The sequence below is a fragment of the Microbacterium faecale genome, from assembly GCF_014640975.1.
Classification (GTDB): Bacteria; Actinomycetota; Actinomycetes; order Actinomycetales; family Microbacteriaceae; genus Microbacterium; species Microbacterium faecale.
In genome coordinates this window covers 1061576-1086140 of sequence record NZ_BMHO01000001.1, presented here as the reverse complement: position 1 = coordinate 1086140, position 24565 = coordinate 1061576, and the positions used below count along the sequence as shown (strand labels likewise).

General features: G+C 60.9%; 19 protein-coding genes. 8 read left to right on the top strand and 11 right to left on the bottom strand.

Annotated elements, in window-relative coordinates:
* Window positions 1-8: 8 nt before the first annotated feature.
* Complete coding sequence (gene rfbD, locus IEW87_RS04910) at window positions 9-1382, top strand: dTDP-4-dehydrorhamnose reductase (RefSeq protein WP_373285090.1); 1374 nt, start codon at window positions 9-11, stop codon at window positions 1380-1382.
* A 22-nt stretch (window positions 1383-1404) separates the two neighbouring features.
* On the opposite strand, the gene IEW87_RS04905 is transcribed toward rfbD, so the two are convergent.
* Both IEW87_RS04905 and IEW87_RS04900 read right to left on the bottom strand, forming a co-directional pair.
* A complete protein-coding gene (locus IEW87_RS04905; protein WP_188711161.1) occupies window positions 1405-2379 on the bottom strand; it encodes an acyltransferase family protein in 975 nt (324 codons plus the stop codon).
* Window positions 2380-2415: 36 nt separating this feature from the next.
* Window positions 2416-3984, bottom strand: coding sequence for a sugar transferase (locus IEW87_RS04900; RefSeq protein WP_188711160.1), 1569 nt, complete (start codon window positions 3982-3984; stop codon window positions 2416-2418).
* A gap of 165 nt (window positions 3985-4149) precedes the next feature.
* Here IEW87_RS04900 and IEW87_RS04895 point away from each other — a divergent pair, with 165 nt between their 5' ends.
* From IEW87_RS04895 to IEW87_RS04875, 5 genes are all read left to right on the top strand, one after another.
* Entirely contained in the window at window positions 4150-5955 is a 1806-nt protein-coding gene (locus IEW87_RS04895; RefSeq protein ID WP_188711159.1) for a DUF4012 domain-containing protein, read from the top strand.
* Window positions 5956-5957: 2 nt separating this feature from the next.
* Window positions 5958-7052, top strand: a complete 1095-nt coding sequence (locus tag IEW87_RS04890; RefSeq protein ID WP_188711158.1) for a glycosyltransferase — start codon at window positions 5958-5960, stop codon at window positions 7050-7052.
* Window positions 7049-8131 carry an acyltransferase family protein gene (locus tag IEW87_RS04885; protein WP_188711157.1) on the top strand — a complete coding sequence of 361 codons (1083 nt, stop codon included), beginning with the start codon at window positions 7049-7051 and terminating at the stop codon, window positions 8129-8131. The genes IEW87_RS04890 and IEW87_RS04885 overlap by 4 nt, the downstream gene beginning before the upstream one ends.
* A complete protein-coding gene (locus IEW87_RS04880; protein WP_229730961.1) occupies window positions 8131-9084 on the top strand; it encodes a glycosyltransferase family 4 protein in 954 nt (317 codons plus the stop codon). The genes IEW87_RS04885 and IEW87_RS04880 overlap by 1 nt, the downstream gene beginning before the upstream one ends.
* A gap of 138 nt (window positions 9085-9222) precedes the next feature.
* Window positions 9223-11343 (top strand): acyltransferase family protein, encoded by a 2121-nt coding sequence (locus IEW87_RS04875; protein ID WP_268234605.1) that lies wholly within the window; start codon window positions 9223-9225, stop codon window positions 11341-11343.
* A gap of 107 nt (window positions 11344-11450) precedes the next feature.
* Here IEW87_RS04875 and IEW87_RS04870 read toward each other — a convergent pair whose 3' ends face one another.
* Complete coding sequence (locus IEW87_RS04870) at window positions 11451-13523, bottom strand: glycosyltransferase (RefSeq protein WP_188711154.1); 2073 nt, start codon at window positions 13521-13523, stop codon at window positions 11451-11453.
* Between the two features lie 331 nt (window positions 13524-13854).
* On the opposite strand from IEW87_RS04870, the gene IEW87_RS04865 reads away from it, so the two are divergent.
* Together IEW87_RS04865 and IEW87_RS04860 are read left to right on the top strand one after the other, a co-directional pair.
* Complete coding sequence (locus IEW87_RS04865; RefSeq protein ID WP_188711153.1) at window positions 13855-15321, top strand: hypothetical protein; 1467 nt, start codon at window positions 13855-13857, stop codon at window positions 15319-15321.
* A 219-nt stretch (window positions 15322-15540) separates the two neighbouring features.
* Entirely contained in the window at window positions 15541-16479 is a 939-nt protein-coding gene (locus tag IEW87_RS04860) for a hypothetical protein (protein WP_188711152.1), read from the top strand.
* 135 nt (window positions 16480-16614) lie between these two features.
* Here the strand turns inward: IEW87_RS04860 and IEW87_RS04855 are convergent, their stop codons facing one another.
* The 8 genes from IEW87_RS04855 to IEW87_RS04820 all read right to left on the bottom strand — a co-directional run bounded on the left by IEW87_RS04855 (window position 16615) and on the right by IEW87_RS04820 (window position 24501).
* Complete coding sequence (locus IEW87_RS04855; protein ID WP_188711151.1) at window positions 16615-17403, bottom strand: polysaccharide pyruvyl transferase family protein; 789 nt, start codon at window positions 17401-17403, stop codon at window positions 16615-16617.
* 386 nt (window positions 17404-17789) lie between these two features.
* Complete coding sequence (locus tag IEW87_RS04850; protein ID WP_373285126.1) at window positions 17790-18683, bottom strand: glycosyltransferase family 4 protein; 894 nt, start codon at window positions 18681-18683, stop codon at window positions 17790-17792.
* Between the two features lie 101 nt (window positions 18684-18784).
* A complete protein-coding gene (locus tag IEW87_RS04845; RefSeq protein ID WP_188711149.1) occupies window positions 18785-19735 on the bottom strand; it encodes a glycosyltransferase in 951 nt (316 codons plus the stop codon).
* Entirely contained in the window at window positions 19725-20657 is a 933-nt protein-coding gene (locus tag IEW87_RS04840; RefSeq protein WP_188711148.1) for a sulfotransferase domain-containing protein, read from the bottom strand. Before IEW87_RS04840 ends, IEW87_RS04845 begins: the two co-directional genes overlap by 11 nt.
* Window positions 20654-21715: a sulfotransferase family protein gene (locus tag IEW87_RS04835; protein ID WP_188711147.1), complete on the bottom strand. Its 1062-nt coding sequence runs from the start codon at window positions 21713-21715 to the stop codon at window positions 20654-20656. Before IEW87_RS04835 ends, IEW87_RS04840 begins: the two co-directional genes overlap by 4 nt.
* A complete protein-coding gene (locus IEW87_RS04830) occupies window positions 21716-22570 on the bottom strand; it encodes a Stf0 family sulfotransferase (protein WP_188711146.1) in 855 nt (284 codons plus the stop codon).
* 39 nt (window positions 22571-22609) lie between these two features.
* Complete coding sequence (locus IEW87_RS04825) at window positions 22610-23512, bottom strand: glycosyltransferase family 2 protein (RefSeq protein WP_188711145.1); 903 nt, start codon at window positions 23510-23512, stop codon at window positions 22610-22612.
* Window positions 23509-24501: a polysaccharide pyruvyl transferase family protein gene (locus IEW87_RS04820; RefSeq protein ID WP_188711144.1), complete on the bottom strand. Its 993-nt coding sequence runs from the start codon at window positions 24499-24501 to the stop codon at window positions 23509-23511. The genes IEW87_RS04825 and IEW87_RS04820 overlap by 4 nt, the downstream gene beginning before the upstream one ends.
* Between the last annotated feature and the right edge of the window lie 64 nt (window positions 24502-24565).

Here is a 24565-nt window from a genome sequence, read left to right as displayed (position 1 = left end):
CGGTGCAGGTGCACGAGACCCCCATCGCGGGGATGCTGCTGTTCGATCTCGACGTGCACGGCGACAACCGGGGCTGGTTCAAGGAGAACTGGCAGCGCGAGAAGATGGCGGCGCTGGGCCTGCCCGACTTCGGCCCGGTGCAGAACAACATCTCGTTCAACGGATCCGCTGGCACGACGAGAGGGATCCACGCCGAGCCCTGGGACAAGTGGGTGTCGGTCGCGACCGGCCGCATCTTCGGAGCCTGGGTCGACCTGCGCGCGGGCGACGGCTTCGGGCGCGTGTTCACAGCCGAGATCGATCCGTCGACGGCGATCTTCGTGCCGCGCGGCGTCGGCAACGCGTTCCAGGTGCTCGAAGATGCGACGGCGTACACCTACCTCGTCAACGACCACTGGTCCCCCGACGCTTCGTATTCGTTCCTCAACCTCGCCGACGAGACCGTCGCGATCGACTGGCCCATCGCGCTCGAGGACGCCGAGCTGAGCCAGAAGGATCGGCAGCACCCGCGACTGGCGGACGTCACGCCGATCGCTCCGAAGAAGGTCCTCGTGCTCGGTGCGAGCGGGCAGCTCGGACGCGCATTGCGCGACGAGTTCGCGGACATGCCCTGGGCGGAATACGCCACGCGCGCAGACCTCGATCTCACCGCCGATCTCGCCTCGGCGCGACGGTGGCGCGACTACGGAGCGATCGTCAACGCCGCGGCCTACACCGCGGTCGACGCGGCCGAGACGGATCGGGCCGCCGCATGGGCCGCGAACGCGACGGCGGTCGGATCCCTCGCCCGCGTTGCGGCCGCGAACGGCATCACGCTGGTGCACGTCTCGAGCGACTACGTGTTCGACGGATCCGCGACCGCGCCGTATCGGGAGACCGACGCGTTCTCGCCGGTCGGTGTGTACGGGCAGTCGAAGGCCGCCGGCGACGTCGCCGCGGCGACCGCGCCACGGCACTACATCCTGCGCACGTCGTGGGTGATCGGCGACGGCGGCAACTTCGTGCGCACGATGGCGTCGCTCGCAGGCCGGCGCGTGGATCCGCAGGTCGTTGACGACCAGGTGGGCCGGCTGACGTTCACGAGCGAGATCGCGCGCGGCGTGCGCCACCTGCTCGACATGGGCGCACCGTTCGGCACGTACAACCTCACCGGATCCGGCCAGCCGCGCTCGTGGTTCGAGATCGCGCGACGCGTGTTCGAGCTGACCGGGCACTCTCCCGAGCGGGTGTCGCCGGTGTCAACGGCGGACTACTTCGCGGGCAAGGAGGGCATCGCGCCGCGCCCCGCCAACAGCGTGCTCGACCTGTCGAAGCTCGAGGCCGCAGGGTTCTCCCCCGCCGACCACGAGGCGTCGCTCGAGGAGTACCTGCGCGCGGAGTAACGGGCTCGGGCTTGCGGGCCGTTCACTTCCGGGTGAACACCGGCCACACGAAGGCCGCGTCGATCGGCTTCGAGCGCGAGGCGGCCCAGGCGATCGCCCACGGAACGACGAGCGCCGCCACCAGTGCGCCGCCGAACACGGGCCAGGGATCGAGGCCGGTAGTCGCCAACGCCTGAGCAGAGAGCGAAGCGACGGGCCAGTGCACGATGTAGAACACGATCGACTGCACGCCGACGTAACGCAACGGTGCGAACGCCGGCGTCGAAGCGAGGGGACGCACGACACCCGCGAGCCCCACGATGAACATCAACACGATCGGCAGGTTCCACGGCGCTTCGGGGAGGACGAGAATCCGCGTGGCGTGGCCCGTCGACAGGGCGACCGCGGTGATCAGCAGGGCGAGTGATGGCCAGAAGCGTCCGATCGCGCGGTCGAGTGCATCGCGATGCCCGGCGAGCACGACACCGGCGAAGAAGAAGGCCGCATGCCCCCAGAATCGCGTCCACTCCCCCTCGACCGGCAGTGCGGCGACGGCAATCACGGCGAGGAGGAGATGCGGGGCCGGGATCCATCGCATCAGCATCGCGAGAAGGAAGTACAGCAGCAGGTAGGCGAGGAACCAGAGGTGCTCGATCGGGGTGTAGAAGATGCGCCAGAACACCTCCCAGCCGAAACCGAAGCCGGTGAGGCGCTGATCGAGGTCGAAGACGACGATCAACAGCACGGACCAGAGCAGGTACGGCCACGCGATGCGCCGCAGCTTTCCGGCGACATGCGTGGCGGACCCCTTCGCGAGCGAGCGCGGCACGAACAGGCCCGAAAGGAGGAACATCGCGGGCAGTCGCAGCGGCGTGACGATGATCGATGCCGTGCCGAGTCGCGTGAACTCGTGCCCCGTGAACAGCTCCGTGCGCTGCATCACGTGCACGAGGATGACCAGCAATACGGCGCTGCCGCGGACAACGTCGATCCAGTCGAGACGTCGGGTTGCGGGCATCCCGCGATCCTAGGTCGGATGCGTCGGTGTCGCGAGTCAGCCCGTGGTGTCTCCCGGCACCAGCGCCGCCTTGAACGTCTTGAACAGGATCACGAGATCACTCATGACGCTCCAGTTCTCGACATACGAGAGGTCGAGGCGCACGCTGTCGTCCCACGACAGCGATGAACGGCCCGAAACCTGCCAGAGCCCCGTGATGCCGGGTTTGACGAGGAAGCGGCGATGCACGTGGTCATCGTATTGCTCGACCTCGCGCTGAATCGGCGGGCGCGGACCAACGAGACTCATGGAGCCGCCAAGCACGTTGAAGAGCTGCGGCAGTTCGTCGAGTGAGTATTTGCGCAAGACCCGTCCGATCGGCGTGATGCGCGGGTCATTCTTCATCTTGAATTGCACGCGATTGCCGTGGTCCTGGGCATCGAGCAACGACTGCAACATGCCTTCGGCATCGGGGATCATCGACCTGAACTTCCACATGCGGAACTCGCGGCCGTGGCGGCCTATGCGCGCCTGCTTATAGATGACAGGGCGGCCCGGCGTAAACAGGACGAGCAGAGATATCACCAGGAAGGCGGGGCTGAGGAGCAGAAGCATGAAGAGTGACCCGAAAATATCCATCATCCGCTTCACGAAACGTTGCGCTGGCGAAAAACGCGGCGTCTCCACATGCATGAGTGGGAGTCCGGCGACCGGACGGGTGTGGATGCGTGGGCCAGCGATGTCGGTGATGCTGGGCGCGAGCACGAGGTGTTGTTTCCCCGCTTCAAGCGTCCAGGAGATCTGTTTCACGCGCGTGGGGCCAAGCTCGTCGGTGCTCGTGATCACGACTGTGTCGGCGCCAGTCAGTTTCAACGCGCTCTCGACCGAGCTCACGCCACCCATAACTGGGATGTCCGAGCCGTCCAGAACCTCAGCCGACCGATGCGCCGGGATGCACGCACCCGCAACGATATATCCCGCCGAACGGCTGCGTCGCAACTCGTCAGCGGTGTGCTTCACCGACCTCTCGGAGCCGACAAGCAGAACCCGCGCGCTGTATTCGCCTTTCCTCCGCTTTGCGCGCAACCAGACGCGCCAGAGGTACCGTCCGAGCAACAACAGCAGCACGCCCGCTGGCAGTGCAATAAGTAGATAGCCTCGGGAAGCTTCAACCTGGAGGAGGAATGCCGCGATGGCGATAAGACCGAACAGCATGACGCTGCTGTTGAAAACGCGCTGATACTCGACCGGTCCGACGCCGATGACGCGAGCGGATCGCGTGTCCGCGACGGCTAGCGCGAGAAGCCAACTGAGGACGATCAAGCACGAGAGCGCGGTGTAGGACGAGACACCCGGCCAGGTCTGCACGGGCATCGCGACCTGCGTATGAAAACCGAGCCACCCAAGCTGGGTACCGAAAACCACCCCAACGATGATGACGAAGTCCGTGATCCGAAGAGCCCGCGCGTATCGCGCACGCCAGTTTCGCGCGCCGTTCGGGACCGCGCGCCCCGAGGGCACCGAGCCGGTCGCGGTTCGCACGACCGCTGGGAAATCGGCCGTCGACGCGCGCGACGTCCCTGCCGACACAGCTTCGACGACACCGCTGACGGTCCCTTCCGCCATCGGACCATGCGTCGTACCGCTCGACAAGCGCTGGCCTCCCCGTATTCGCCCTCACGTACAGGCACAGAGCATACCGCACAGAATTTGCGCACGACGAGGTATCGCCGGTTCTCGCACGGCGGGTCCGTGCAGGCTACACGAACGACGACAGCCTAGAATATGCGGATGCAGAGGTACGGAAATGACGCCGCCACACGTCCGTGGTGGAAACGACGTCCGCGGCTCAAACCGACACTGTGGTCCGCCGTTGCGGTCATTGCTTTCTGCATCGTCGTGATGGGCGTGAGTGCTTTCGTCGCGAAGTCTTCGGTGGACTCATTGACTGCGAATGCACGCCAGCTCGCCAAAAACTTCGGAGACCAAGAGAAGGTCGCCGAACACGCCGAGAACATGCAATCGTCTGCACGCAACGCGCACATCGCAACGGCGCATCCGGTCTGGCGCGCGAGCGAGGTCCTTCCGTTTATTGGGGATGACCTCCGCGCGGTGCGACTGCTCGCTGCCGCCGCGGACGAGCTTGTCAATGATGTCGCCGCACCATTGCTCGAATTCGACTTCAGCTCAATTGGGCCCATCGATGGCGCTCTCGACGTCGACGCCGTCGCGAAGTTGGGGACCAAGGTCGAACAAGTGGCACCTGCGGCACAAGAAGCCCGGATACGCCTCATCGCAGAAAACATCGATACGACCGCGCTCATCTCGCCGCTAGAGGGCCCCGTCAACCAGGTGCTCGAGACAGTTGATACCGCAGCCGAAATGCTGCGACGGGGGGCGATTCTCTCCCCGCAACTACCAACGATGCTCGGAGCCGATGAACCGCGCGATTATCTCGTGCTCGTGCAGAACACAGCCGAGATGCGCACGCTAGGCGGCAACCCGGGGAACATGCTCATGCTGACATTCGACAACGGTCGGATGAGCATCACGCAGCAGGCAAGCCGGTTCGACGTCAACACGAGACGAGACAGCCCGATCGTGCCACTGAACCCCTGGACCGAGGCTTTGTACACGGACCGCGTCGGGAAGTTCATCCAGGACACAACCATGACGCCGGACTTCGCGCAGACCGCTCACCTGGCGCGCGCTTTCTGGTCGGAAACGCTCGGCGATCCGGGCGCCTCGGTCCTCGCGATCGACCCGATTCTCTTGAGCCACCTCCTCAAAGCCACTGGCCCAGTGGAGGTGACGAGCGGAGAAACGCTCAAACCCGGGAACGTCGTCGACCAATTGCTCAGCCGCGTTTATTGGCGTTTTCCTGGTGGGACGGAAGAGTCTGCTCGTCAGCAGGACGATTTTTTCACGGACTCGGCAGCAGCAATCTTCAACGCCGTTACCAACGCTGATGGTGGCATTACCGCTCTTGCACCACAGCTTGTGAAGGGGTTCCAGGAAGGCCGTATTCTTTACGCGCCCACCGACCCGACGGAAGCGAAGGCGGTCGCGGGGACCCGCTTCAACGGCCCACTCTTTGAGGCTAACAATGCCGAGACCACAGCGCTTGGTGTCTTCGTCAATGACAACACCGAAGGCAAACTCGACTATTACACAGACATGAGCGTCAACGTCACAAGTGATGTCTGCGAAGCTGACGACGACGCGACCTTCACCACTAGCGCTACGTACAACTACAACCTCGATGCGGGAGAGGTCGCAGAGCTTCCCCAGTACGTGTCAACGGGCCGCTATTTCCCCAAGGGAATTAAATCGACGAATCTCGTTTTTTACGGCCCAGTGGGTAGCAGCTACGTCTCTGCGAAGGTCGACGGGCAGGACTTCGTGCCGCAGGCCGGCACGACCGACCTCGGAAGAGCCGCCGTGCTGATCAATTTCGAGAGTGAGCCGTCGAGCACGCACACCGTCGAAGTCACATTTTCCGCCCCAGCCGATGAAGATTACGGACCGCTGGCGATCAGGCACACACCGATGATTGAGAAGGTTCCCACCAAGATCGATGCGCCAGGTTGTGGGTAGCAGTGTCCGGCATCATCGTCCATGAATGGCTCTCCCCTGCGGGCGGCTCGGAGAACGTCTTCGAAGCGATTGCGCGAGCGTTTCCCGATGCCGAAAGATGGTGCCTTTGGAACGAGTCGGACCGGCTTCGTCCGATCCACGAGACGGTGCTCGCGCGAACGCCGCTCAAGGGGCGTAAGGCCCTCGCACTGCCGTTCATGTCGGCCGTCTGGCGGAACCTCCCCCGTCGCGACGCCGACTGGGTTCTGACAAGCACACACCTCTTCGCACACCACGCACGATTCAAAGGCGCCGCCCGTGATGCGCCGAAGCTCGTGTACGCGCACACCCCCGCCCGGTACATCTGGGTGCCCGAGCTGGACGTGCGTGGCGCCAGTCTTCCAGCGCGCCTCGCATCCCGCGCGCTGAAGCCGTTGGACCGCCGGCGCGCCCAGGAGCCCGTCGCGCTCGCGGCGAACAGCGAATACATCGCACAGCGGATCTCCGACGCGTGGGAGCGCGAGGCCGAGGTCATCTATCCGAACGTCGATGTCGAGCGGATCTTCGCCAAACCGGTCCTCTCCGCCGATGACGAGGAACGCCTCGCTCAACTGCCGTCGGAGTTCATCCTCGGCTTCTCGAGGTTCGTGCCGTACAAGCGACTGGACGCCGCGATCGATGCGGGCCGCGTCGCGGGCTTGCCCGTCGTACTGGCTGGCGGCGGAGATGGGGAATCCGAGTTGCGTGCGTACGGCGAGCGTGTGCATCCGGGCATGGTGCACTTCGCGATCAATCCATCCGACCAGCTCCTTTCGGCCATCCTGCGACGTGCCATGGCGCTGGTCTTCGCGCCGATCGAAGACTTCGGCATCATCCCCGTTGAGGCGATGGCGGCGGGAACGCCAGTTCTCGTCAATGCAACGGGCGGAGCCGTCGAGTCCGTCGTCGACGGTGTGACCGGCGCGCACGTACACGACTGGTCCGACGATGCCGAGCTCCGCGCCGCCGTCGATACCGCGGTCGGCTGCAGCGCCGATGCGTGCCGAGACCGCGCGCGCGATTTCGGAAGTGACGTCTTCGACCGCCGCATCCGTGAGTTCGTAGCGAGACACACGTGAGCACGGAGATTCTTCACGGCGACGTACGCGCGCGGGTTCAGTGGATCGACGCGGCCCGCGCACTGTGTGTACTCGCCGTCGTTGTCATGCACACGACGATTTCGCTGCTCGTCGTCGTGGAGCACACGCAGGTCGACGTCGTCTGGCGCCAGGTCGTCGATGCGATGACGCCGTTCCGCATGCCTGCGCTGTCGCTCCTGAGCGGCATGCTGCTAGCACGGCGGATTCGCGCCGGGTGGTCAGACAGATCGGTTCGCGCCTCGGCCGCGCTGTCTTATTGGATCTACGTCGTCTGGCTGTTGGTCTTCCTGTTGATCGCTGTTGGCGTGGGCTGGTCAATGTGGCTCGGACCGCTCGGAGCAGGAACCCCGTATCAAGGCGCGCGGGCGTTCGTTGACCAGCTCATATTGCCGACGAGCGTGCTGTGGTACGTCATGGCTTTGGCGATCTGGACGGTCGTACTGGCCGCCGTTCACAAGGTATCTCCCGCCGCCGTACTGATCGTGCTCGGCACGATCTCAGTGATGTCGTTCTATCTGCCAGGCGACGGCGGCGACCAGTACCGGAACGTTCTTCGATACTTCGTGTTCTTCGCAGTCGGCGTCTACGCTGCTTCCAGATTCCGCGGAGAGGTGTCCCACCGTCCGGTTCGCGCGGCAGGTATCGCTGTCGCGGTGTTCACCGGAGTGGCATTCATTGCAAAGTTCGGTGTCGATGGCAACGTCGGCAATATCCTGACCGTTCCGCGAGACATCTCGGGCGCCGTCATCGTCATGGTCTTGGCGCTCGCGCTCACGAAGGTGCCCGGCTTGGGGCGCGCACTCGCGTGGACGGGACGCCGCACTCTTCCGATCTACGTCATGCACGTTCCGCTCCTCGAGCTCCTGACGATGTTTCCCACGTGGTGGCTCGGAGCGCTCGACAACGGGATCGTGCACGCGCTCGCTCCCGTCGCCATCACACTTGCGATCACGGCAGCTTCGGTCGGCACCCATGCACTCGTTGTGCGTACGCCTGCGCGCGTTGTGTTTATGCTCCCGGAGGCATGGCGCCGCCGCATTCTGAGGGAGGGACGTTAATGGACCTGTGGGTCGACACGCGGTGGGAAGGGCGCCACGGGATCGGGCGCTACGCGCGTGAAGTAAGTTCACGACTCACCTTGCAGTGGCGCCCGCTCGACCTCAAGGGTTCCCCCGCGGCATCCACAGGGGCATTGAGTCGAGTCCCGAACGGCATTATCTACTCACCTGGTTACAACGCATTCCTACGCGCCAAGCGCCAAGTTATAACGATCCACGATCTCATCCACCTGCAGGCTCCATGGCCCGGACGTGCGAAATATCTGGCGTACTATAACGCCGTCTTGAAACCGATAGTGAAGCGCAACGGTGTTGTAATCACCGTGTCTGAAACTTCGCGCCAAGCAATCGCAACCTGGTTGAACGATCCGTCTGTCGACATCGTGAATGCCGGCCTCGGGGCGTCCGCCGCGTTCAGCGTCGAGATGAGCCCAATCGAATCGAGCACGCCGTATCTGCTTTACGTTGGAAATCTGCGTGCGCATAAGAACATCTGCGTGGCGCTCGAAGCGATGTCATTGCTCCCGAACGCTCGCATGCGAATGTTGGTACCTGCATCCGAGCATGCGGAAGTACTCCGGCGTTGCTCTGACCTAAATATCGCCGACCGTGTCGAACTACTTCCGGAGATGACCGATCCTGAACTGGCGCGTCAATACCGCGGTGCGGCGGCGACCGTCATGCCGTCGATTCTCGAAGGGTTCGGGCTCCCCGCACTCGAAAGCGTGATGAGCGGAACGCCGGTGCTGTTCTGGCAGGGATGTGCGGCAGTCGCAGAGACGGTCGGCGCGCGCGGTACTGCCGTTCAAGGCTCACACGACGCTGACGAATGGGCCTCGGTCATGAATGGCGCACTGAGCGACCCGCAACGGGTCGAGCCGCCGTCTGGTTCGTATGACTGGGCGACCACCGCAACCGCGGTGGAGCGCGTTCTATCGTCCGTCGGCCCCTGATTGCCCGCTCGATGAGACGTACCATCCCCGCGCAGCGTCCGCCACGCTCGAGCAGGATGTGTGGTGGAGCGTTGACGTATTCTGGGCCGGGCGATCGTTGACTAGAGGGGGAGCCAAGTGACCGCAGTAGGTGGGAAGATGCCTGCGCCCAGAACCCGAGCTGCACCTCGTTTGGACATCCAAGGGCTGCGGATGCTCGCCGTCGGCGTGGTAATTGCGGACCACCTCTTTCGCTGGCCCAGCGGCGGTTTCGTCGGCGTCGATGTCTTCTTCGTCATCTCGGGCTACCTCATCACAGGCTTACTGCTTCGCGAATGGGATCGTTCAGGCACGATCTCGTTCTGGGGCTTTTACCGCCGCCGCATCAAGCGCATCATGCCGGCAGCACTCCTGGTGGTGTTCGCGACCGTCATTGCCGCCTACTTCACATTCTCGACAGTTCGCTTCGCCCGCACCGTCGACGACGGCGTGTGGGCCACGTTCTTCGCCGCAAACTGGAATTTTGCGGTCGCGGGGACCGACTACTTCGCCGCAGACAATGCGGTCTCGCCGCTGCAGCACTACTGGTCGCTCGCCGTCGAAGAACAGTTCTACCTCGTCTGGCCGTGGCTGATGTTGCTTATCTTCTGGATCGTCGGACGTCGTCTCAAGGGCGCGCCGGCGGTCAAACGAGCTGCTCGACGTTCGGTCTTCGTTGCAATCGCGATTCTCACTGCAGCGTCGTTCGCATGGGCGCTATACGAATCATCTGCGAACCCGACGGTCGCCTACTTCTCTACCTTCTCTCGCGCCTGGGAAATGGGCGTTGGTGCTCTGCTGGCGTGCACGACTTCCGCCTTCAGGCGCATTCCCGATGTGTTACGCCCACTTCTAGCTTGGTTTGGCATCGCGGGCATCATCGTGAGCACGTTGGTGATCACTGGAGCGTCAACTTTTCCAGCTCCAGCTGCAGCGCTTCCCGTCCTCTCGACCGCTCTCGTCATCATCGCAGGAAGCGGGACCAACCAGACGCGATTCCTCTGGCCGCTAACGAACCCTGTCTCACGCTACGTCGGAGACATTTCCTACAGCCTCTATTTGTGGCACTTCCCAGCGATCATATTCGCTGGACAAATATTCCAACCCGGCGCCAAGCGCTACTATGCACTCGCGCTCGCCATCACCGCGGCGGGTGCAGTCGCCTCCTACCATTTCGTCGAGAACCCCATTCGACGCTCCGCGTGGCTCGAGCCAAACGTCATTCCGCGTCGCCGGACACAGATCGTCTCGATCGGAGGCACAACTGTCGCTGGAGGCCTCGTCTTAACCTTGGTCGGCTTCGCACTTAGTTCAGCGTCAGTCAATGGCTCATCACAGACGGACCATTTGTCGGGTCCACTTCCGGAGACGACGCATGAGCAATTGCAACGTAGCCTTGCTGGCGCGAGCAATACTGATACTTGGCCAGAGTTCACGCCGCCCGAAACCGCTGTAGTCGAGGAGCGGCCTGCCACCGCCGACCTCTACGGCTGTGAATCGGATGCTTCACGCAGCGTCGCGAAGGATTGCGACGCGATCACTCCGAGCGACCCCACACGTACCGTAATCGTTGTTGGGCACTCGACAGCCGCGGCATATTTGCCAACGATTCGCGCGATTTACGATCGCGCCGGCTGGGAAGTTGTCTCGCTAGTGCTTGCAGCTTGCCCGTTCGTTGAAGGCCTCACAACAGCGGACGCCCCGGGGTGTGAAGAGCACAAACAAGAGGTCATCAAGACGATCAATCGCATAGAACCGGCCGTCGTGATCGACAGTTCGATGTACCGCGACTTCTTCCAAGAACCTGCCGGAAAGGCTGGCTACGCGACGCTACCCGAACAGCGCGTGGGAGCGCACAGTGCCATTATTGATCTCGTCGCGGACTCGGTGGGGACTTACGTCGTATTGGCGTCACCTCCAAAGACCAAGGACATCGCAGTATGTCGCACGCCTGGGAGCAGCCCATCAGACTGCGCGGCTCCGGTCCCGGAGTTCTGGATCAAAGCGTCCTCGTTGCAGTCTGATCAACTCGAAAACCATACGAACCGCGTCTTCATCGACACGCTCGATTGGTTCTGCGTAGATAACGTCTGTCCCGCGTTCGCTGGCGACACCCTCATGAAGCGCGACGCCATACACCTCTCCGAGGCGTACGCGTACTCACTGTCGCCGTTGCTTTACGCGAAGCTCAATGAAATCGGTATCGCGCCAGGATTGACGTCCGATGATGCTCTCGAGTAGCGAACGCAGCGCGCCGATCAGGACACGATGGGCGGGCACACGTCGACATACCGCCACAAAGGTCCCCGCCGACAAGTGCGCGCACCTCGCCCCCAGTGCATCAGTCGTTACTGGGGTGGCATCGATTTCATGGTGATCGCGTGGCGATACACCTCAACATAGCGCTTCGAAACATCCCCAGGGCTCCGCCGAGAAAGGTTCGGTACGGCGTCGGAATCAAGCAACGGCGCGGCCTGTTTGAGCGCCTGTTCGATGTCGTGCGCGTTCAGTTCGTCGTCAAATCTCTGCACCCAGGACTCACCGACTTCTTCAGCAAGATCACGATTTACTTCGTTGTTTGGCACAAGCACCGGTCGCCCTAGCGACAATGCCGCAAGCGCGGCTCCCGAATTATGCATTTTACGGTACGGAAAAACGACTAGCGACGCGCGCTGGATCTCGAGTGCGAGCTCATCATCGGAAACATATTCCAACTTGCATGATATTCGCGGAGACTCTGCCACAGCATCGTCGATAATCGCACGCCATTTGGGGACAGGCGATCCAACGATGCGCAAGGCGTAGCTTGCGTCGTCGACTCTCGAAAAAGCATCGAGTAAGTTGTCAACACCCTTGTAGTCACGAATGAGCCCAAAATATAGGATGCGCCCTGCGACGGCCGGTTCTGAGCTCCGCTCCCCTAGCTCACGACGATAATGAGGGTGCGCGATCACAGTTCGGTCGGCGTCGCCAGGCACCGGGGTCCACCGATTGAGTGCCACGAAGGCATCCGTCTCACGGTCGATGTGCGCGAGGAGTCGCTGCTCGCCGCGCGGCCCGCTCTCATGTGGAGCGATATTGTGTAACGTGCGCACGGTGGCGACCTTTGAACGGCGTAGTCGGACGAAAAGGACGCGCGCCGCCAGTCGTTTTCCGATCCGATGTACGGCGGTCCGCCCTCTAATCAGGCGTTCCGGCCAATGCACGTTGAGCACATCCATCTCGAGTCTAAGCGCGCGCCACCAATTGAATGTAGTGTGCTCGACGCCGGAGTCCGAGATCAAATCCACATACGACGTGGTGTCGGCCCTCGGCGGGGCCACATGCATGATCCTTAACGTCCGACCGTCATCATCTGCGGCCGGGAGGGGCCTCGGGCTGTTTTTGAGGTTGCGCACTCGGCGGGTGAGATCACCGTAATGGCGACCGAGCGCCTTCACAGCGAGCAGCTTCACGGCCGTGGTGGGATCATTCTTCAGGTGGCGGAAGAGATCACGCCACCTGACCGCATCCTTTACCCGGGTGATAACTAGTGCCATCGACGCTCTATCCTGTCCGAGCCGGACAGCCGTGTTCACGGATCCGAGGTAGACCCGGCGATACACCCACCGCTGTAATTTCTCCCGCGTCGGCCCACTCGCGCCTTCCTCGAGCGTTGCGACCGTCCGCTCAACAATGTCGCGACACTCGAATTTACAAGTGACGTCGGTGCTTACCGACCTACTCACGGACCCTTCACGCGCGACGTGTGTGTAAAGCACGTCCGGTATCGCCTCGACGACCTTCGCGCGTGCCAATACCGGTACAAGCCCTCCGAGGTCTGACTGAAACTGCATCGATGGGAACGGGTCAGTGCCAAGCAATGCACGGCGAATCAGCTTCGACCAAAGGTAACCGAATATCTCGCCGTCAAGTAGACGCGTCAATGCATCCGGCCCAGTCATCGACAGTCGAGAAGCGAGTCCATCAACGACAGACGTGGCGGAGTCACCTTCACGAAGATGCGCATTGCAAATGACTACATCCGCGTCGGATTGGCGCGCGATTTCGAGCATCCTGCGTGCAGCCTCCGACGTCCATTCGTCATCCCAATCCACGAACCACACATACGCGCCGCGGGCGGTCGCCACGGCAGCATTCCGTGCCCGCGCCACGCCGCCGTTGCGAGGACTCGATAAGATCACGACATTTCTGAGATGCCCGGTGGCCTCAAGGACTTGCTGGAGCGTCCCATCCGTTGATCCATCGTCAACGATCACGACTTCCTGATTATCGTTGACGGCCGTCAGTGCTTCGAGGCGCAGGCCAAGCGTGCCACCTTCTGCGTTGTATAGGGGGAGGACGATTGAGACCTCGATGCCGTCGGTCGCCGACCGCCGCACCCATTCCGCGTACACGGCGTCTTGGAAGTTGTCTGCCACTTCGCTATTGTCCGCCTCGGCGCCTCGCGCGGCAAACTCGACACCTCCCGCGGCGAATCAGGCGGACCGAGAACACGCCTGCGCGTCGGGCCATCACAGACCGCGCTGACGGCGCGTCGGGCCGACCCTAGTCAGACATGGAAGTGCGCCACGCAGCTTCGCGCGCAGGGCTAGAAGTGGGTACTCCTCGTCGCGAAGAGGAGCTGCACCGAGGCTCGCACGCGATACGGTTATAACCATGTCATTCGACTCAAGGCGCTAGCGCATCAGCCTGAGGTCGTCCGCCGAAAGAAGGGCACGCGTGTCTCGCGTTCGATTGAAGACGTGGTCAGTGATCGCGCTGACGGGCGCCACCGGGTGCGTGATTGCGGGCGCGATATTTACACCGCAATTCGTGTTCGCGGCGCTCACAATTCTAGGCTTGGCCGTGCTCGTGATCTACTACGTGTTCGCATGCTCTCGGCGCGTCCCAGGCGTTGCTGTCGTCATTCTCCTCACGGCACTACTCGAGCGGTCTGTGCGAGACCTTCTGGGATTCGCGAACATTCCCTTTGCGCCTTACCTGTCCTATCTTGATGACGCGGTGCTCGCGCTTGCGATTCCCTTCACTGTCGCTCACCACGTACGAGCATGGGCCCGGACCCGTCGCGCCTCCAACCGGGGTGTGCATCCAATCCGGTCTCGAACCCCGCTCAGCGCGCTCGAAGCTGTGCCCGGCCTGACGTGGCTTGGGTTTGCAATTTTTGCGACCGCTGGCGTATTAAGCCAGTTCGTCTTCTGGACCAATCCTCAGGGCTTCATCACTGGCACGTGGCTCGCGCTCAAACTTCCCCTTACCCTGCTCATTGTCGTAAGCCTGCAGTGGAATCGTCGGGCGGTACAGTCGATCATTACGGCTGTCGTGATCGTATTCTTCCTTCACAGCGCTGTAGCCGTTGTCGAAGTCATCGCTCCATCTGCCGTGCACGCCGTCTTCGATGGCTCGCACGCAACCGAGCGTCTGGGCCTTTCGAGCCTCAAGGGCATATTCAGCCATCCCGTTCAGTCTGCGACCTTCTGCATGTTCGTTGTCGCGTTTCTCGTCAACGGGCCTGTCGGTCGATTTCCGCGCGCCATCGGGTACGCCGCCGCCGCGCTTGCTGTTGCCAGCCTCCGCGTAAAGTCGTTGTTCGGTCTTGTTGCCGTGTTTGCCGTGCGTTTCACCGTGGGCGGCGGCAGGCGTACACGGATCTGGGCGCCATTGACGGTCGCAGTCATCGCTGGCGCCGTCACGCTTGTCGGTTGGGACCTCATCTCGAGTCGCTTCTCCTCTGTCATGGGCGCAGACGGGTCGCCACGGTCTGAGCTACTGACTGCCAGCATCCACGTGACGCTCGATCACTTCTTCCTTGGCGGCGGTTTCGGTTCCTTCGCCTCTGAGGCTTCCCGGGCCGCGTACAGCCCCTTGTGGGAAAGGTATGGCCTCTCGGATCAGTACGGCTTCGTCGAGGGCAACGCGCTCTTCGCGACAGACCTGTCTTGGGCAACAGTGATCGGCGAATCTGGTTTCTTCGGCGCCGCTGGAATGTCGCTAGCGCTGCTGGCGCTTATCGCTCGCATCGTTCCCGCTGCATGGCGGCACCGCACAACCACATGGCACCTCGCTGCTGTCGCGTTTCTCGCCACGGTGGTCATCGATTCCTTGGCGAGCCCTCGGATTTTCGATGGCTTCGCCGCCGCGGGCCTGAGCGTGCTTGTCGCCCTCACATCGACCTCATGCAATGGAGAGTCAATGGCGATCGGCGACGCTCGGCCGTGACATTTGAGAGAGGTCGCGACAAATACCCGATCAGGCGCTGAGTTTTTATCAACACTCGCCCCAGGAACATGCGACCTACAGATCTCCCGCAGGTATACGCCGAGATTGCACAACCAGACATGAATCATGCATGCTCGCTTATGCCCGCTCTGCCTCATATGATGAGTCCGTCGGCGCTCGCCGACGGCAGCACCTTCGTCTCAAGATATTGAGGAGCCCATGGTCTCTCCATTAATCCACGTCGGATTACACAAGACCGGAACGACCTGGCTGCAGGCTGAGTTTTTCCAACGAGAGGCCGCTGGATATCATGATCTATCGCGCTCCTTCGGAATGCCTGAAGTCTTAGACTTCTTCGTGCGCACCCCGGACCTCGAATTCGATCCGCAAGAAGCTAAAAAGAAGTTCGCCGCAGAGATCGCTTACGCGAATGAGCACGACCTCGTCCCGGTACTTTCACACGAACGATTGTCAGGCTACCCGCCCGGAGGCAGCTTTGACCGCACGTTGATCGCACACCGCATCGCTGACACCTTTGAGGATCCTCGAATACTCCTCACCATACGTGAGCAGAACTCTCACATCGATTCAATGTACGGCCAGTACATAGCAGATGGTGGGCATCTTTCACTCGCCAGATTTGTGCGAGGAAACACGCCGTACCTCGCACGAAAGCCAGAATTCCACCTGGGGATACTGCGTTACGACGCGCAAATTTCGTTTTACCGAAAACTGTTCGGCAACGAAAATATACTCGTACTCCCCTTCGAGCACATGCGGTCCGATCCTCTCAGCTTCGCGCAGAGTGTCGCTGATTTCGCGGGGGCAGCGAAGGTTAATAAGCTGCCCGACAAGTCCAATAAGCAGAATCGTCGCCGTCCAATGACAATGCAGAGCACCCGACGCATCGCAAACCGCTTATTGACACGCTCCGAACTCAACGAGAACGGAATTCTCCGCTTAAACTCACTCAACAAGGCCTTCTGGCACGCGGGGAGCGCGTTCCAACGAATCACACCCTCGAACTTGGATTCGCACCTCGCTCGTCGCCAAAGTGCCGCGATTCGAGATTTCGTTGGCGACTATTATGTCAAGAGCAACCGTCACGCTTCGCGGTTGCTCGATGTGGACCTCGGCGCGCTCGGCTACTCTGTCTAGGTTCTCCCGCGCGTAGACGCCCCTCGCGCGGAGCTGCCTATGTACTACGCGGAGCGTCACCGTCCGCTACACACGAGGTAATTCGCGTAAGTGCGACAGTCACGCAGACTTCAACGAGGCACGCACCGGATCGGCTCAGCTGGCGACCCCCCGTTCGCGCAGCTCCTCGATGGACGGAAACTCCGCCGTCTCGATGAGTTGCTGGATACCGTCAGGCACGGCAGGCTCGACCGATGCCAACGATTGCTTGAGGCCTACAGGCTCATGCCACTTCAGCCCCACAGACGCGAAATAATCGCGGTATTTGAACTCCGGCTCGGCCGTCCGAGGCGCGACGAGCACGACCGGACGCTCAAGAGCGTGGGCAAAAATTACACCGTGCAACGATGAGGAATACACACGTTCGCAACGGGCAATATTTCGCGCGAACTCAAGCGGTGAATCGTCGACATCGATCAGGTCGTAGCGCGTTCCGGATCGATACTGAGGGCCCTCTCGATAGTGAGGAACGAACCCAACTCGACCAGGTTCGGGACTCACGTCATCGAGTTCGGGAAATATTTTACGAATGAGAAGGCCAGGGTCGAGTATGAATCGCAGTTGACTCACGTCGTGGCCGGCGTCGCGAAGCGCAGCCAGGGTAAGCGGGCCACGGACCCCGTACACCTGCAGGTTTGCTTCCGCTGGGCTAGGCACATCAACAGTACCGCGCGCTCCAACACCCGCGATGACGTCGCCTTGACGAGCTTTGTCCATGATCGACCCGACCATCAACAACCGTTTGCCGTTGTTCTTGTCGTTTTCTGGTTCCACGCCATAGAGATGACGAACAAGGTCGACAGTATAAATGTCACCCGCGTTCCCGACACGCCACGGAACGCGGCGACGCTTGATCCAACGCACGCGATTCTGCGTCTTCTTCATCGGATGATTCCAGTAATACGTTCTGACCGTCAACCCGGCGTCCTCTCGATACGATTTCGCATGCGCATGCGGTGGACCAATTCGACACCGCGATGTCTTAGAGCTTAGAGTGCCAGCGCAGTCGATCTAGCCACGCCTCAGCACTCCCTGCGTGATGACACCGCTGCTCTCACAACAGCCTACGCGCGCCGACGTATCGAACTTTCACGAGACAGCCAAAGCCCGCACGCGATCCTGCGGCGTATCCTCGGTACATTCTCACCGATCGTTCTCGAGAACGCTACGGTGCGCAACGCCGAACACCGGCGTCTGTACCGTTCGCTGGCTGTCCTGCAGCATCTGGACTCACACAGTAGGTAGGAATGTCAATGCGTTTCACGTAGCGGTCACGCGCGATACAACGCCTCGTATTGGTCCATCACGACACTTGGGGAATATTTCGTACGATATCGGTTCGCATTCCGATTCCCTGTGGAGGCGGCACGATCGGCGTCTCCTAGAAAGCGTGTCAACGCCGATGTGAGTCGTGCAGCATCCCCTGCTGGGATGATCTGCGCAGAATCATTCAACATCTCTGAAATCTCCCCCACATCAGTGGCGACGACGGGCAACCCCGCTGCCATTGCTTCCAGGATGGCCATGGGGAAGGCTTCGGCTCGGCTCGGAAGTGTAAACAGCGTCGCCCGTTCGAGTGAGCGACGAACTCTCGCGCGGCTTACTTTGCCGTGAATCTCGATGGTCGGTTCATCCGGCGGTGTGACGTCGACTATCTCTCCGAAGACGTGCAGTCGGGCCTCTGGATGGTGCTGGAGCACGCCGGCCCAGGCTTCGAACAGGACGTCCGCGCCTTTCCGCGCAGCGACCACACCCGCGTAGACCACTTCGTGCGTCGGCACCGGCGCCGGATTAGTGGCATCGGGCTGTTCGATCGACACGGCGTTCGGCACGCGAGTAACATTCGCGAACCCCGACGAGCGCAGGACTCGCTCCGTCGGCGCGGTCAGGACGGCGATATCGTCCGCTCTCCGCAAGACCGCCCGCACCAGTCGTGCGTGGGTGCCCATAAATTCTACGAAGTCCGCCCCATGCAGCGTCACGACGGTGCGGAGCTTCAATATCGATGCGAGCAGCACTAAAGCGCCCTCGCGGATGAACGAACCTCGCTCGGACAGGTGAACGTGCACGACATCGATGTTGCGCCGGTTACGGAGGAGCGACCGGGCTGCGATCGCGAATCGTTTGATACCGAACATCCGTGGGTCCGAAGCGTACGTGTCCACGAATGCGTGGTGACTCGTAGGCCAGGACCACGCGTGAAACTCACGCAAGACCGAGGAGATGCCGCCGGCATCGTCACCGAAATTGCCGAGTTGTAGGACCTTCACGTCGCCCCCTCTTCCACGGTCGGAAGCTTCCAATCCCGAAAGTCACCGCTCAAGAGCGCTTCGTCCAGTTCGTCGACGTCAGCGTACGTTGCAATTCCGCGCGCCGCTAGCTCGCGGGCCACTTCGAGCTGGTGGTCATCGACGTGCTCGCCGTGTGCCTGCGACCGAGGCACAAGGATAGGACGAATACCGTTCTGAAGCGCCATCAAGGCGCTGCCGACGCCAGCATGAGACACCACGACTGTCGATTCTTTGATCAGCGTCTCGATCTCATCGGTCGATGCAAAGTCGAATGCGCGTCCTGGCAATGCTGCAGGGGGCGGCGTCGCTCCGAGCTGCCACACAACCTCTGCGTTGGCCGGAAGCGATGCGGCAACTCGTTGCACAAGACGAATGAAGGGGAAGTCGAGCGTGCCAAGCTGCACGAACAGCCGCGGCTGGTCGCACCGCGGCCTCCTCGTCAGCTCACCGTCCGGATCAAAGCTGTCGAACACCGAGTACCCGTACTGCCACGTGCCGTCCGACCAATTGGTGTGTTGTGTATACGTTGCGATACGCGGAAGACGTGCGATGAGCTTTCCGGTCGCGCTCGGTCCGTCCACTCTTGCCGCCGACTCGATGTATGTCGCGCTGGCCCCGAAGAAGCGACCAAAAGGCAGAAACGACAACGCGACGCCGGCGCCCGTGCTCACAACTTGGCGCGGACGGTGCTGGCGCAGGATCCGTAGCGATCGCGCAAAGTTCCTCACGAGCGCCCCCCATTGCCGAGGTGCCATAAAGGCGATGAAATGCACCCTCTCGCCGTGAAGCAGCGAACGACTCTGTTGCGTATCGAACGTCACCCACACGCGCTTATCCGGGTCCGGCTCGATATGCGGTGCGAGTTGTACCAACTCAGTAAGGTGCCCGCCTGTACTTGCCACGAGCAACGTCGTCTCAGTTGTCATCCGTAGCACCCCGCGCCGAGGGCCACATATCGCTCATGTCACGACCAAGAACGTCTCCTGTACGGCGCGCGCTCTCGCGGAACCGCGCAACCACCTCCGGTGCGATGTCAGTGTGGTCCTCATCTGACGCCCTCGTGGAGTTCTTACGCGCGAACCGTACGAACTGCCGCAGCTTCTCGGGTGCGAGCCGCCGCGCAGCTCGACGCAACTGGTCGGGCGGATACAGGATACGAGTGAGAAGCTCGTTCCTTGGAGTGCCTCCGGAATTCACCGAATTCGAAGTCAGGAAGTCAACGGGTGCGGGCACAGCATCGACACCGAGGAATCCGCCTACGCCGTGGAGCACTCGGGCAGGGTCAGCCTTCAACTGCTCGTTCGTCGTCACGAAGACGCGCTCACGACCGAAAACCTCAAAATATTCCTCAAGGCCGGGCGCATAGTCACTCGCCTTCTCGAACCACCACATCGGTCCGTAACCAGCAGCACGCCGCTGTTCTTCGAGTGCCAACGCAGCCTCGAAGTCCTGTTCCTTCTCACGTCCATTAACCCGCAGATACGAATGCGCGGACCGCGCGCGAGCCATGGGATCTCGCAGCACCAGAACGATCTTTACGTTCGGCAGGCGTTCGTGGATTGCGGGCGCCGTGCCTGGAATCGCCAGATACATAACGGACGCTTCGCCCGACACGGTTGCATCCGACTGGCAGAGGCCGAGATACGCGTTCCAATCCCCGACGTTCTGTGACGCAAACCACTGGTCGCCCGGGCCCGAATAGTCGAGCGAGCCGAAAAGGGTGGCGAAGTAGCTTGGTTCCTTCGGGTCGGTGATCGCGATGTCCGGGTGCTCGGCGAGCGCTTCAGCGAGCGCTGTCGAGCCAGCGCGCTGCGCTCCAGCGAGTATGAAGTCAGGCAGGCGAGTCATGCGTTCGCGCCCCATCCACCGGGCACATCGGGGAGGAGCATGCGCAACTGTGCGAGCGGGGAGGAGAAGTACCTGTCGAGGCGCTGCCGCGACTCTTCAGTCATCCGCTCCTGCTTCCTCCGTGAGTTCACCTTGTAGTAGAAGTTGAGAAGACTGCGTTTGAGCTTCGGATTCTGACGCCAGATGCGCTCTCCGACCCGATTGACCCCCAACGCCAAGCGCTGAAGTGTCGCATTGCTGATATCTACTGAGACGTTGCTGTCATTGCGATCGGTATTCGTCACGTCGATCCTGAGGTGTGTACCGATTCTCTGGAGAGCCTCAGCGTGGTTCGCGTAGAAGTCATCGCTGTACATCACGAGGAGATCGTCGCCGAACGTCTGTTGCCATGCAGGTAGCCACTGTTCGTATCGACCGCCGCTCAATCCGCGCCAGCCGACTTGATCTTCCTCGTCCTCCGGCGCGAGCCCGAGCGGCTCGCACCGATTGAGATACTCCTCAAACGTCATGTCCTGAGGCAAGAGTAGCCGAGTACGCGCGAACCGATACCACGAAAATGCCCTTGCGCCGGGTTCGCGCAAAATGATGGCCACTCTACTTTGAGGGGACACTTCACGAAGCTTCTCGGCGAGCACTCTCCCACCGTAAAAATACCCCGGGGTCGCTTCAAAAACCACGTCGTCGGTTGACCGCGGTTCGAAGAATTTCTCGTACTCAGCAAGCGGTGGTAGCTCGCGCCCGTACTTCAACGGGTCGAAGAAATGTGTCTCTTTCGTGTTCGATGCGCACACGTTCGGCTGCCGACTGAGCGAGTTGAAAACCGAGGTAGTGCCGCTCTTGTTTACGCCCACGATGAACGAACTTGGTGTCACCACCTTAAACCTCCCAGTTAGGCTCGACCCCGCGTGGTCAAATAACCAGTGCACGATGCGAACACGGGCGACGCCCGATCTTACTCGATAGGCGCGCCCCCGCACGTACGCGCCATCACAGTTGGGGCCCCAGCCCACGAAGCCCGGCCCGTTCGACAACACTAACGCGCGCTCCAGGGTCAACATCTACCGTTTACGAAGCCGCTTTACTTTCTTTCCGAACTGCGCGACGGCTCGTGCACCAATCCGCTGAATCGGGCTGGAAACGCCGTTGTCAGCTACCTTCAACGAATCAGCAATGTAACGCTCTCGCCATTCGGCGTTGCGCCGTCCCCTCTGCTTCTCGAGCCTGTCCGAAGTCTGTTGAGGTTTCGCCTCCACGTCCAGCACCGCAGCAACTGTGGCGTGCGGGGCTGCAACCACTTCGTCATATTCGAGCCGCGTCGGGTGGAGATTGAATGCCGCCTCGAACGCATCCATCCGGGCGTTCTGACGCGCCAACTCCTCGACCATCTTCGTGATGTGTTCGAAGTTGTAAATCGCGTCGCTACGGCCCGCGTGATTCGAACTCCATCGCCCGCTCTGCTTGGCAATCGACAACGAGATAGCCTGAGAGATTGTATCACCGCGATTGAGGCGAATAGCTCTGACAGGCAAATCAGTCAAATGACGGGCGAAGAGAGCATAAATCGGCACGTGCGAACCGTGCAAATTGATCCCCAACCTGCCGTCGGCACCTGTACGGTATCGCCGAAGTTCTTGGATATAACGGCGCGCATCGAGACGTCCAGCGCTATCAAGACAGCCCCACCTCTCGGCGAGTGCGGGTATACCGTATTTGGAATTGAAATACTCGTGCGTGACGAAGCCGCCGTGAACGCGGAATTGCTCGCTTAGAAAAGTGCTGCCGCTCCGCGGCGTACTGAGGAGAAGAATGACCTCTCGCGCATCTGACACAGACGCGTCAAATAGATCGCGCCCGAAGCTCTCCAAGGGCATCCGTTCGCGCGCAATCTCGAGGTCTGCGTGCGAGAATGACATCGGAAATCGGTCGTCATCATGGATTCTCATCAATGCCACTCACAATTCGCTGTCAGTTGTTTCGGGGACAATATTGCGCCGCAAGCTGCGAACGACCGGCAAAAGTTTGCGACGTACTGCCCGATACACCTCGTGCAAGAAGGCTCGCGGCGAATAACAAGAGAGAATACTGGACAGTGAACTCCGCGTCGGCGTAATTGCAAACGCGCGCCCGAACCGATCGTTCCAAGGGCGGATCACGCCGGGCAAGCTCTTTAGCGAATGATTCTCGCCGGTGTCCACGTGATAGACGCCCGCACGGAAAGGTAAGGGCATAACAGTTCGCCCCTGTTCGGCATGCCATTCTAATGCGTTGCGATGCGCGCCAAGAATATTTGGCAAAATCTCACCGAAGGAACTCATGAGATCCTGCTGGGTTGCGTCAACATCGAGATCCTCCGGTACTTCATAAGCAGCATAAGGAAGGACGAAAGACGTGCCACAGGTTCGATTGAAGCGTTCTTGGGCCCGATAACCATTGCGGCGCGCAGAGTATATCCATCCACGCTCTATATACCACCCACCTGAGGCGGTGCGAGAGTTCACGAATGCGGCCAACTCACGATGCACGAAGTCATCCGCATCGAAGATCATTACTGAATGCGGAGAGTACTCACGCGCAGCGATCAGCCCGATTGCGATCTTCGTTCCTTTATCCATGACGAAGCCCGAGCGGTCAGCATGTAGCCCGTTAACGGGTAATGGTGGCGGGAAATTAACCTCGACGAAATGTGCACCCGGCGGCAACACGAAGGAGGGCGCCTGATTGCCGACGATAATTGTGACATGGTCGTCGTCCGATTGTGCTTCAATCGAGCGGAGTGACTGGCGTAACAGCTTCTCGATATGGTCGTAGTCGGCGGCATTATCTGGATGTCGAAGGCTGGTAATGAACGCGATCATCGGTCCATTCCCTCCAAGATTCGTCGTTGCGCGTCGGGAACGGTCGTACTGTAGTGAGCGGTGCTGAACATGCCGGTATAGTCGTCGTAGATTGCGCCGAGCTTACGATACTTATTGTCGACCATCACGTGGTTCTTGCCCAACAGGACACCGAACACGTGACCATGTAGGCGGTCGACGAGCACGTCCGAAGCCCGGTCATAGAGCTTCAAGCCATGCTTCACGTTCTCCTCATTGATAGCGATTAGAGCGAGCTTCATCCAGGATTGCGGGAGGCGGAAGCCCGAAACGCGTATTCTTAAGCGGCGCCGAAGCCGATGACGTGCCCTCATCATGAACGCCTGCACACGAGTGACGCCGCGAGCAACACGCCACCTCACGGTTTCTGCGCTGTCGAGCCACCAATCCGTAACGTAGACATCGGAGGGACTAGCCCAAGACGTTCCAAGATCACGCAAGTTGGTCGCAGACTCGTGATCTGCGCGGGCGATGACGAGGATGTGTTTCTGGGGCTCCCGGCCGGTGCGTCGTGGCGGTTCATAGCCCAACGCCATATCAGGGCAAAACACACAATTCAGATCCGGCAGCTGATCTTGCGCGCGTGAGATCGATTCGTTATCGCGCAACAGAATCGTTAAGTCTGGGTGACTGGACATCGTTTCGTTCGCCCGAATCGCGAGCGCACGACTTTCAAAGTAGACGGATTGTGGCAATTGAACGATTTTAAAATCACGCAACTCATCCGCGACCTTCTCACGTAGCTTCTGATGTCCAGGCCACAGGTCGCCAAGGTTTCCGCCCCCGTGCAGGAGGACCACGCCTCCGCGCTTGAGTGATGCGCGCACATCCCCCGCATCGTAAGTACGCAGATCACTGATGTGGCGGATACGATAGCCAAGCCGCTTAAAATAGGCGAGCTCACCTGCCCAGATCAGGGAGTCACCAACGTTTCGCTGGTTCGGGACGTCCAGAATGGCGATGTCCCGCATGTCCCCGATGATTTCCCGGAGAGTCGTTTCCGTCTGCTCGCGAAGTGCTGCGAGGTGTTTTGAA

Excerpts from the sequence above, each read along its gene's own strand:
- IEW87_RS04905 (WP_188711161.1), bottom strand. The coding sequence starts at position 2,379 with ATGCCCGCAACCCGACGTCTCGACTGGATCGACGTTGTCCGCGGCAGC.
- IEW87_RS04900 (WP_188711160.1), bottom strand. The coding sequence starts at position 3,984 with ATGGCGGAAGGGACCGTCAGCGGTGTCGTCGAAGCTGTGTCGGCAGGG.
- IEW87_RS04895 (WP_188711159.1), top strand. The coding sequence starts at position 4,150 with ATGCAGAGGTACGGAAATGACGCCGCCACACGTCCGTGGTGGAAACGA.
- IEW87_RS04880 (WP_229730961.1), top strand. The coding sequence starts at position 8,131 with ATGGACCTGTGGGTCGACACGCGGTGGGAAGGGCGCCACGGGATCGGG.
- IEW87_RS04875 (WP_268234605.1), top strand. The coding sequence starts at position 9,223 with ATGCCTGCGCCCAGAACCCGAGCTGCACCTCGTTTGGACATCCAAGGG.
- IEW87_RS04860 (WP_188711152.1), top strand. The coding sequence starts at position 15,541 with ATGGTCTCTCCATTAATCCACGTCGGATTACACAAGACCGGAACGACC.
- IEW87_RS04855 (WP_188711151.1), bottom strand. The coding sequence starts at position 17,403 with ATGAAGAAGACGCAGAATCGCGTGCGTTGGATCAAGCGTCGCCGCGTT.
- IEW87_RS04845 (WP_188711149.1), bottom strand. The coding sequence starts at position 19,735 with ATGACAACTGAGACGACGTTGCTCGTGGCAAGTACAGGCGGGCACCTT.
- IEW87_RS04840 (WP_188711148.1), bottom strand. The coding sequence starts at position 20,657 with ATGACTCGCCTGCCTGACTTCATACTCGCTGGAGCGCAGCGCGCTGGC.
- IEW87_RS04835 (WP_188711147.1), bottom strand. The coding sequence starts at position 21,715 with ATGTTGACCCTGGAGCGCGCGTTAGTGTTGTCGAACGGGCCGGGCTTC.
- IEW87_RS04830 (WP_188711146.1), bottom strand. The coding sequence starts at position 22,570 with ATGTCATTCTCGCACGCAGACCTCGAGATTGCGCGCGAACGGATGCCC.
- IEW87_RS04825 (WP_188711145.1), bottom strand. The coding sequence starts at position 23,512 with ATGATCGCGTTCATTACCAGCCTTCGACATCCAGATAATGCCGCCGAC.
- IEW87_RS04820 (WP_188711144.1), bottom strand. The coding sequence starts at position 24,501 with ATGCGGGACATCGCCATTCTGGACGTCCCGAACCAGCGAAACGTTGGT.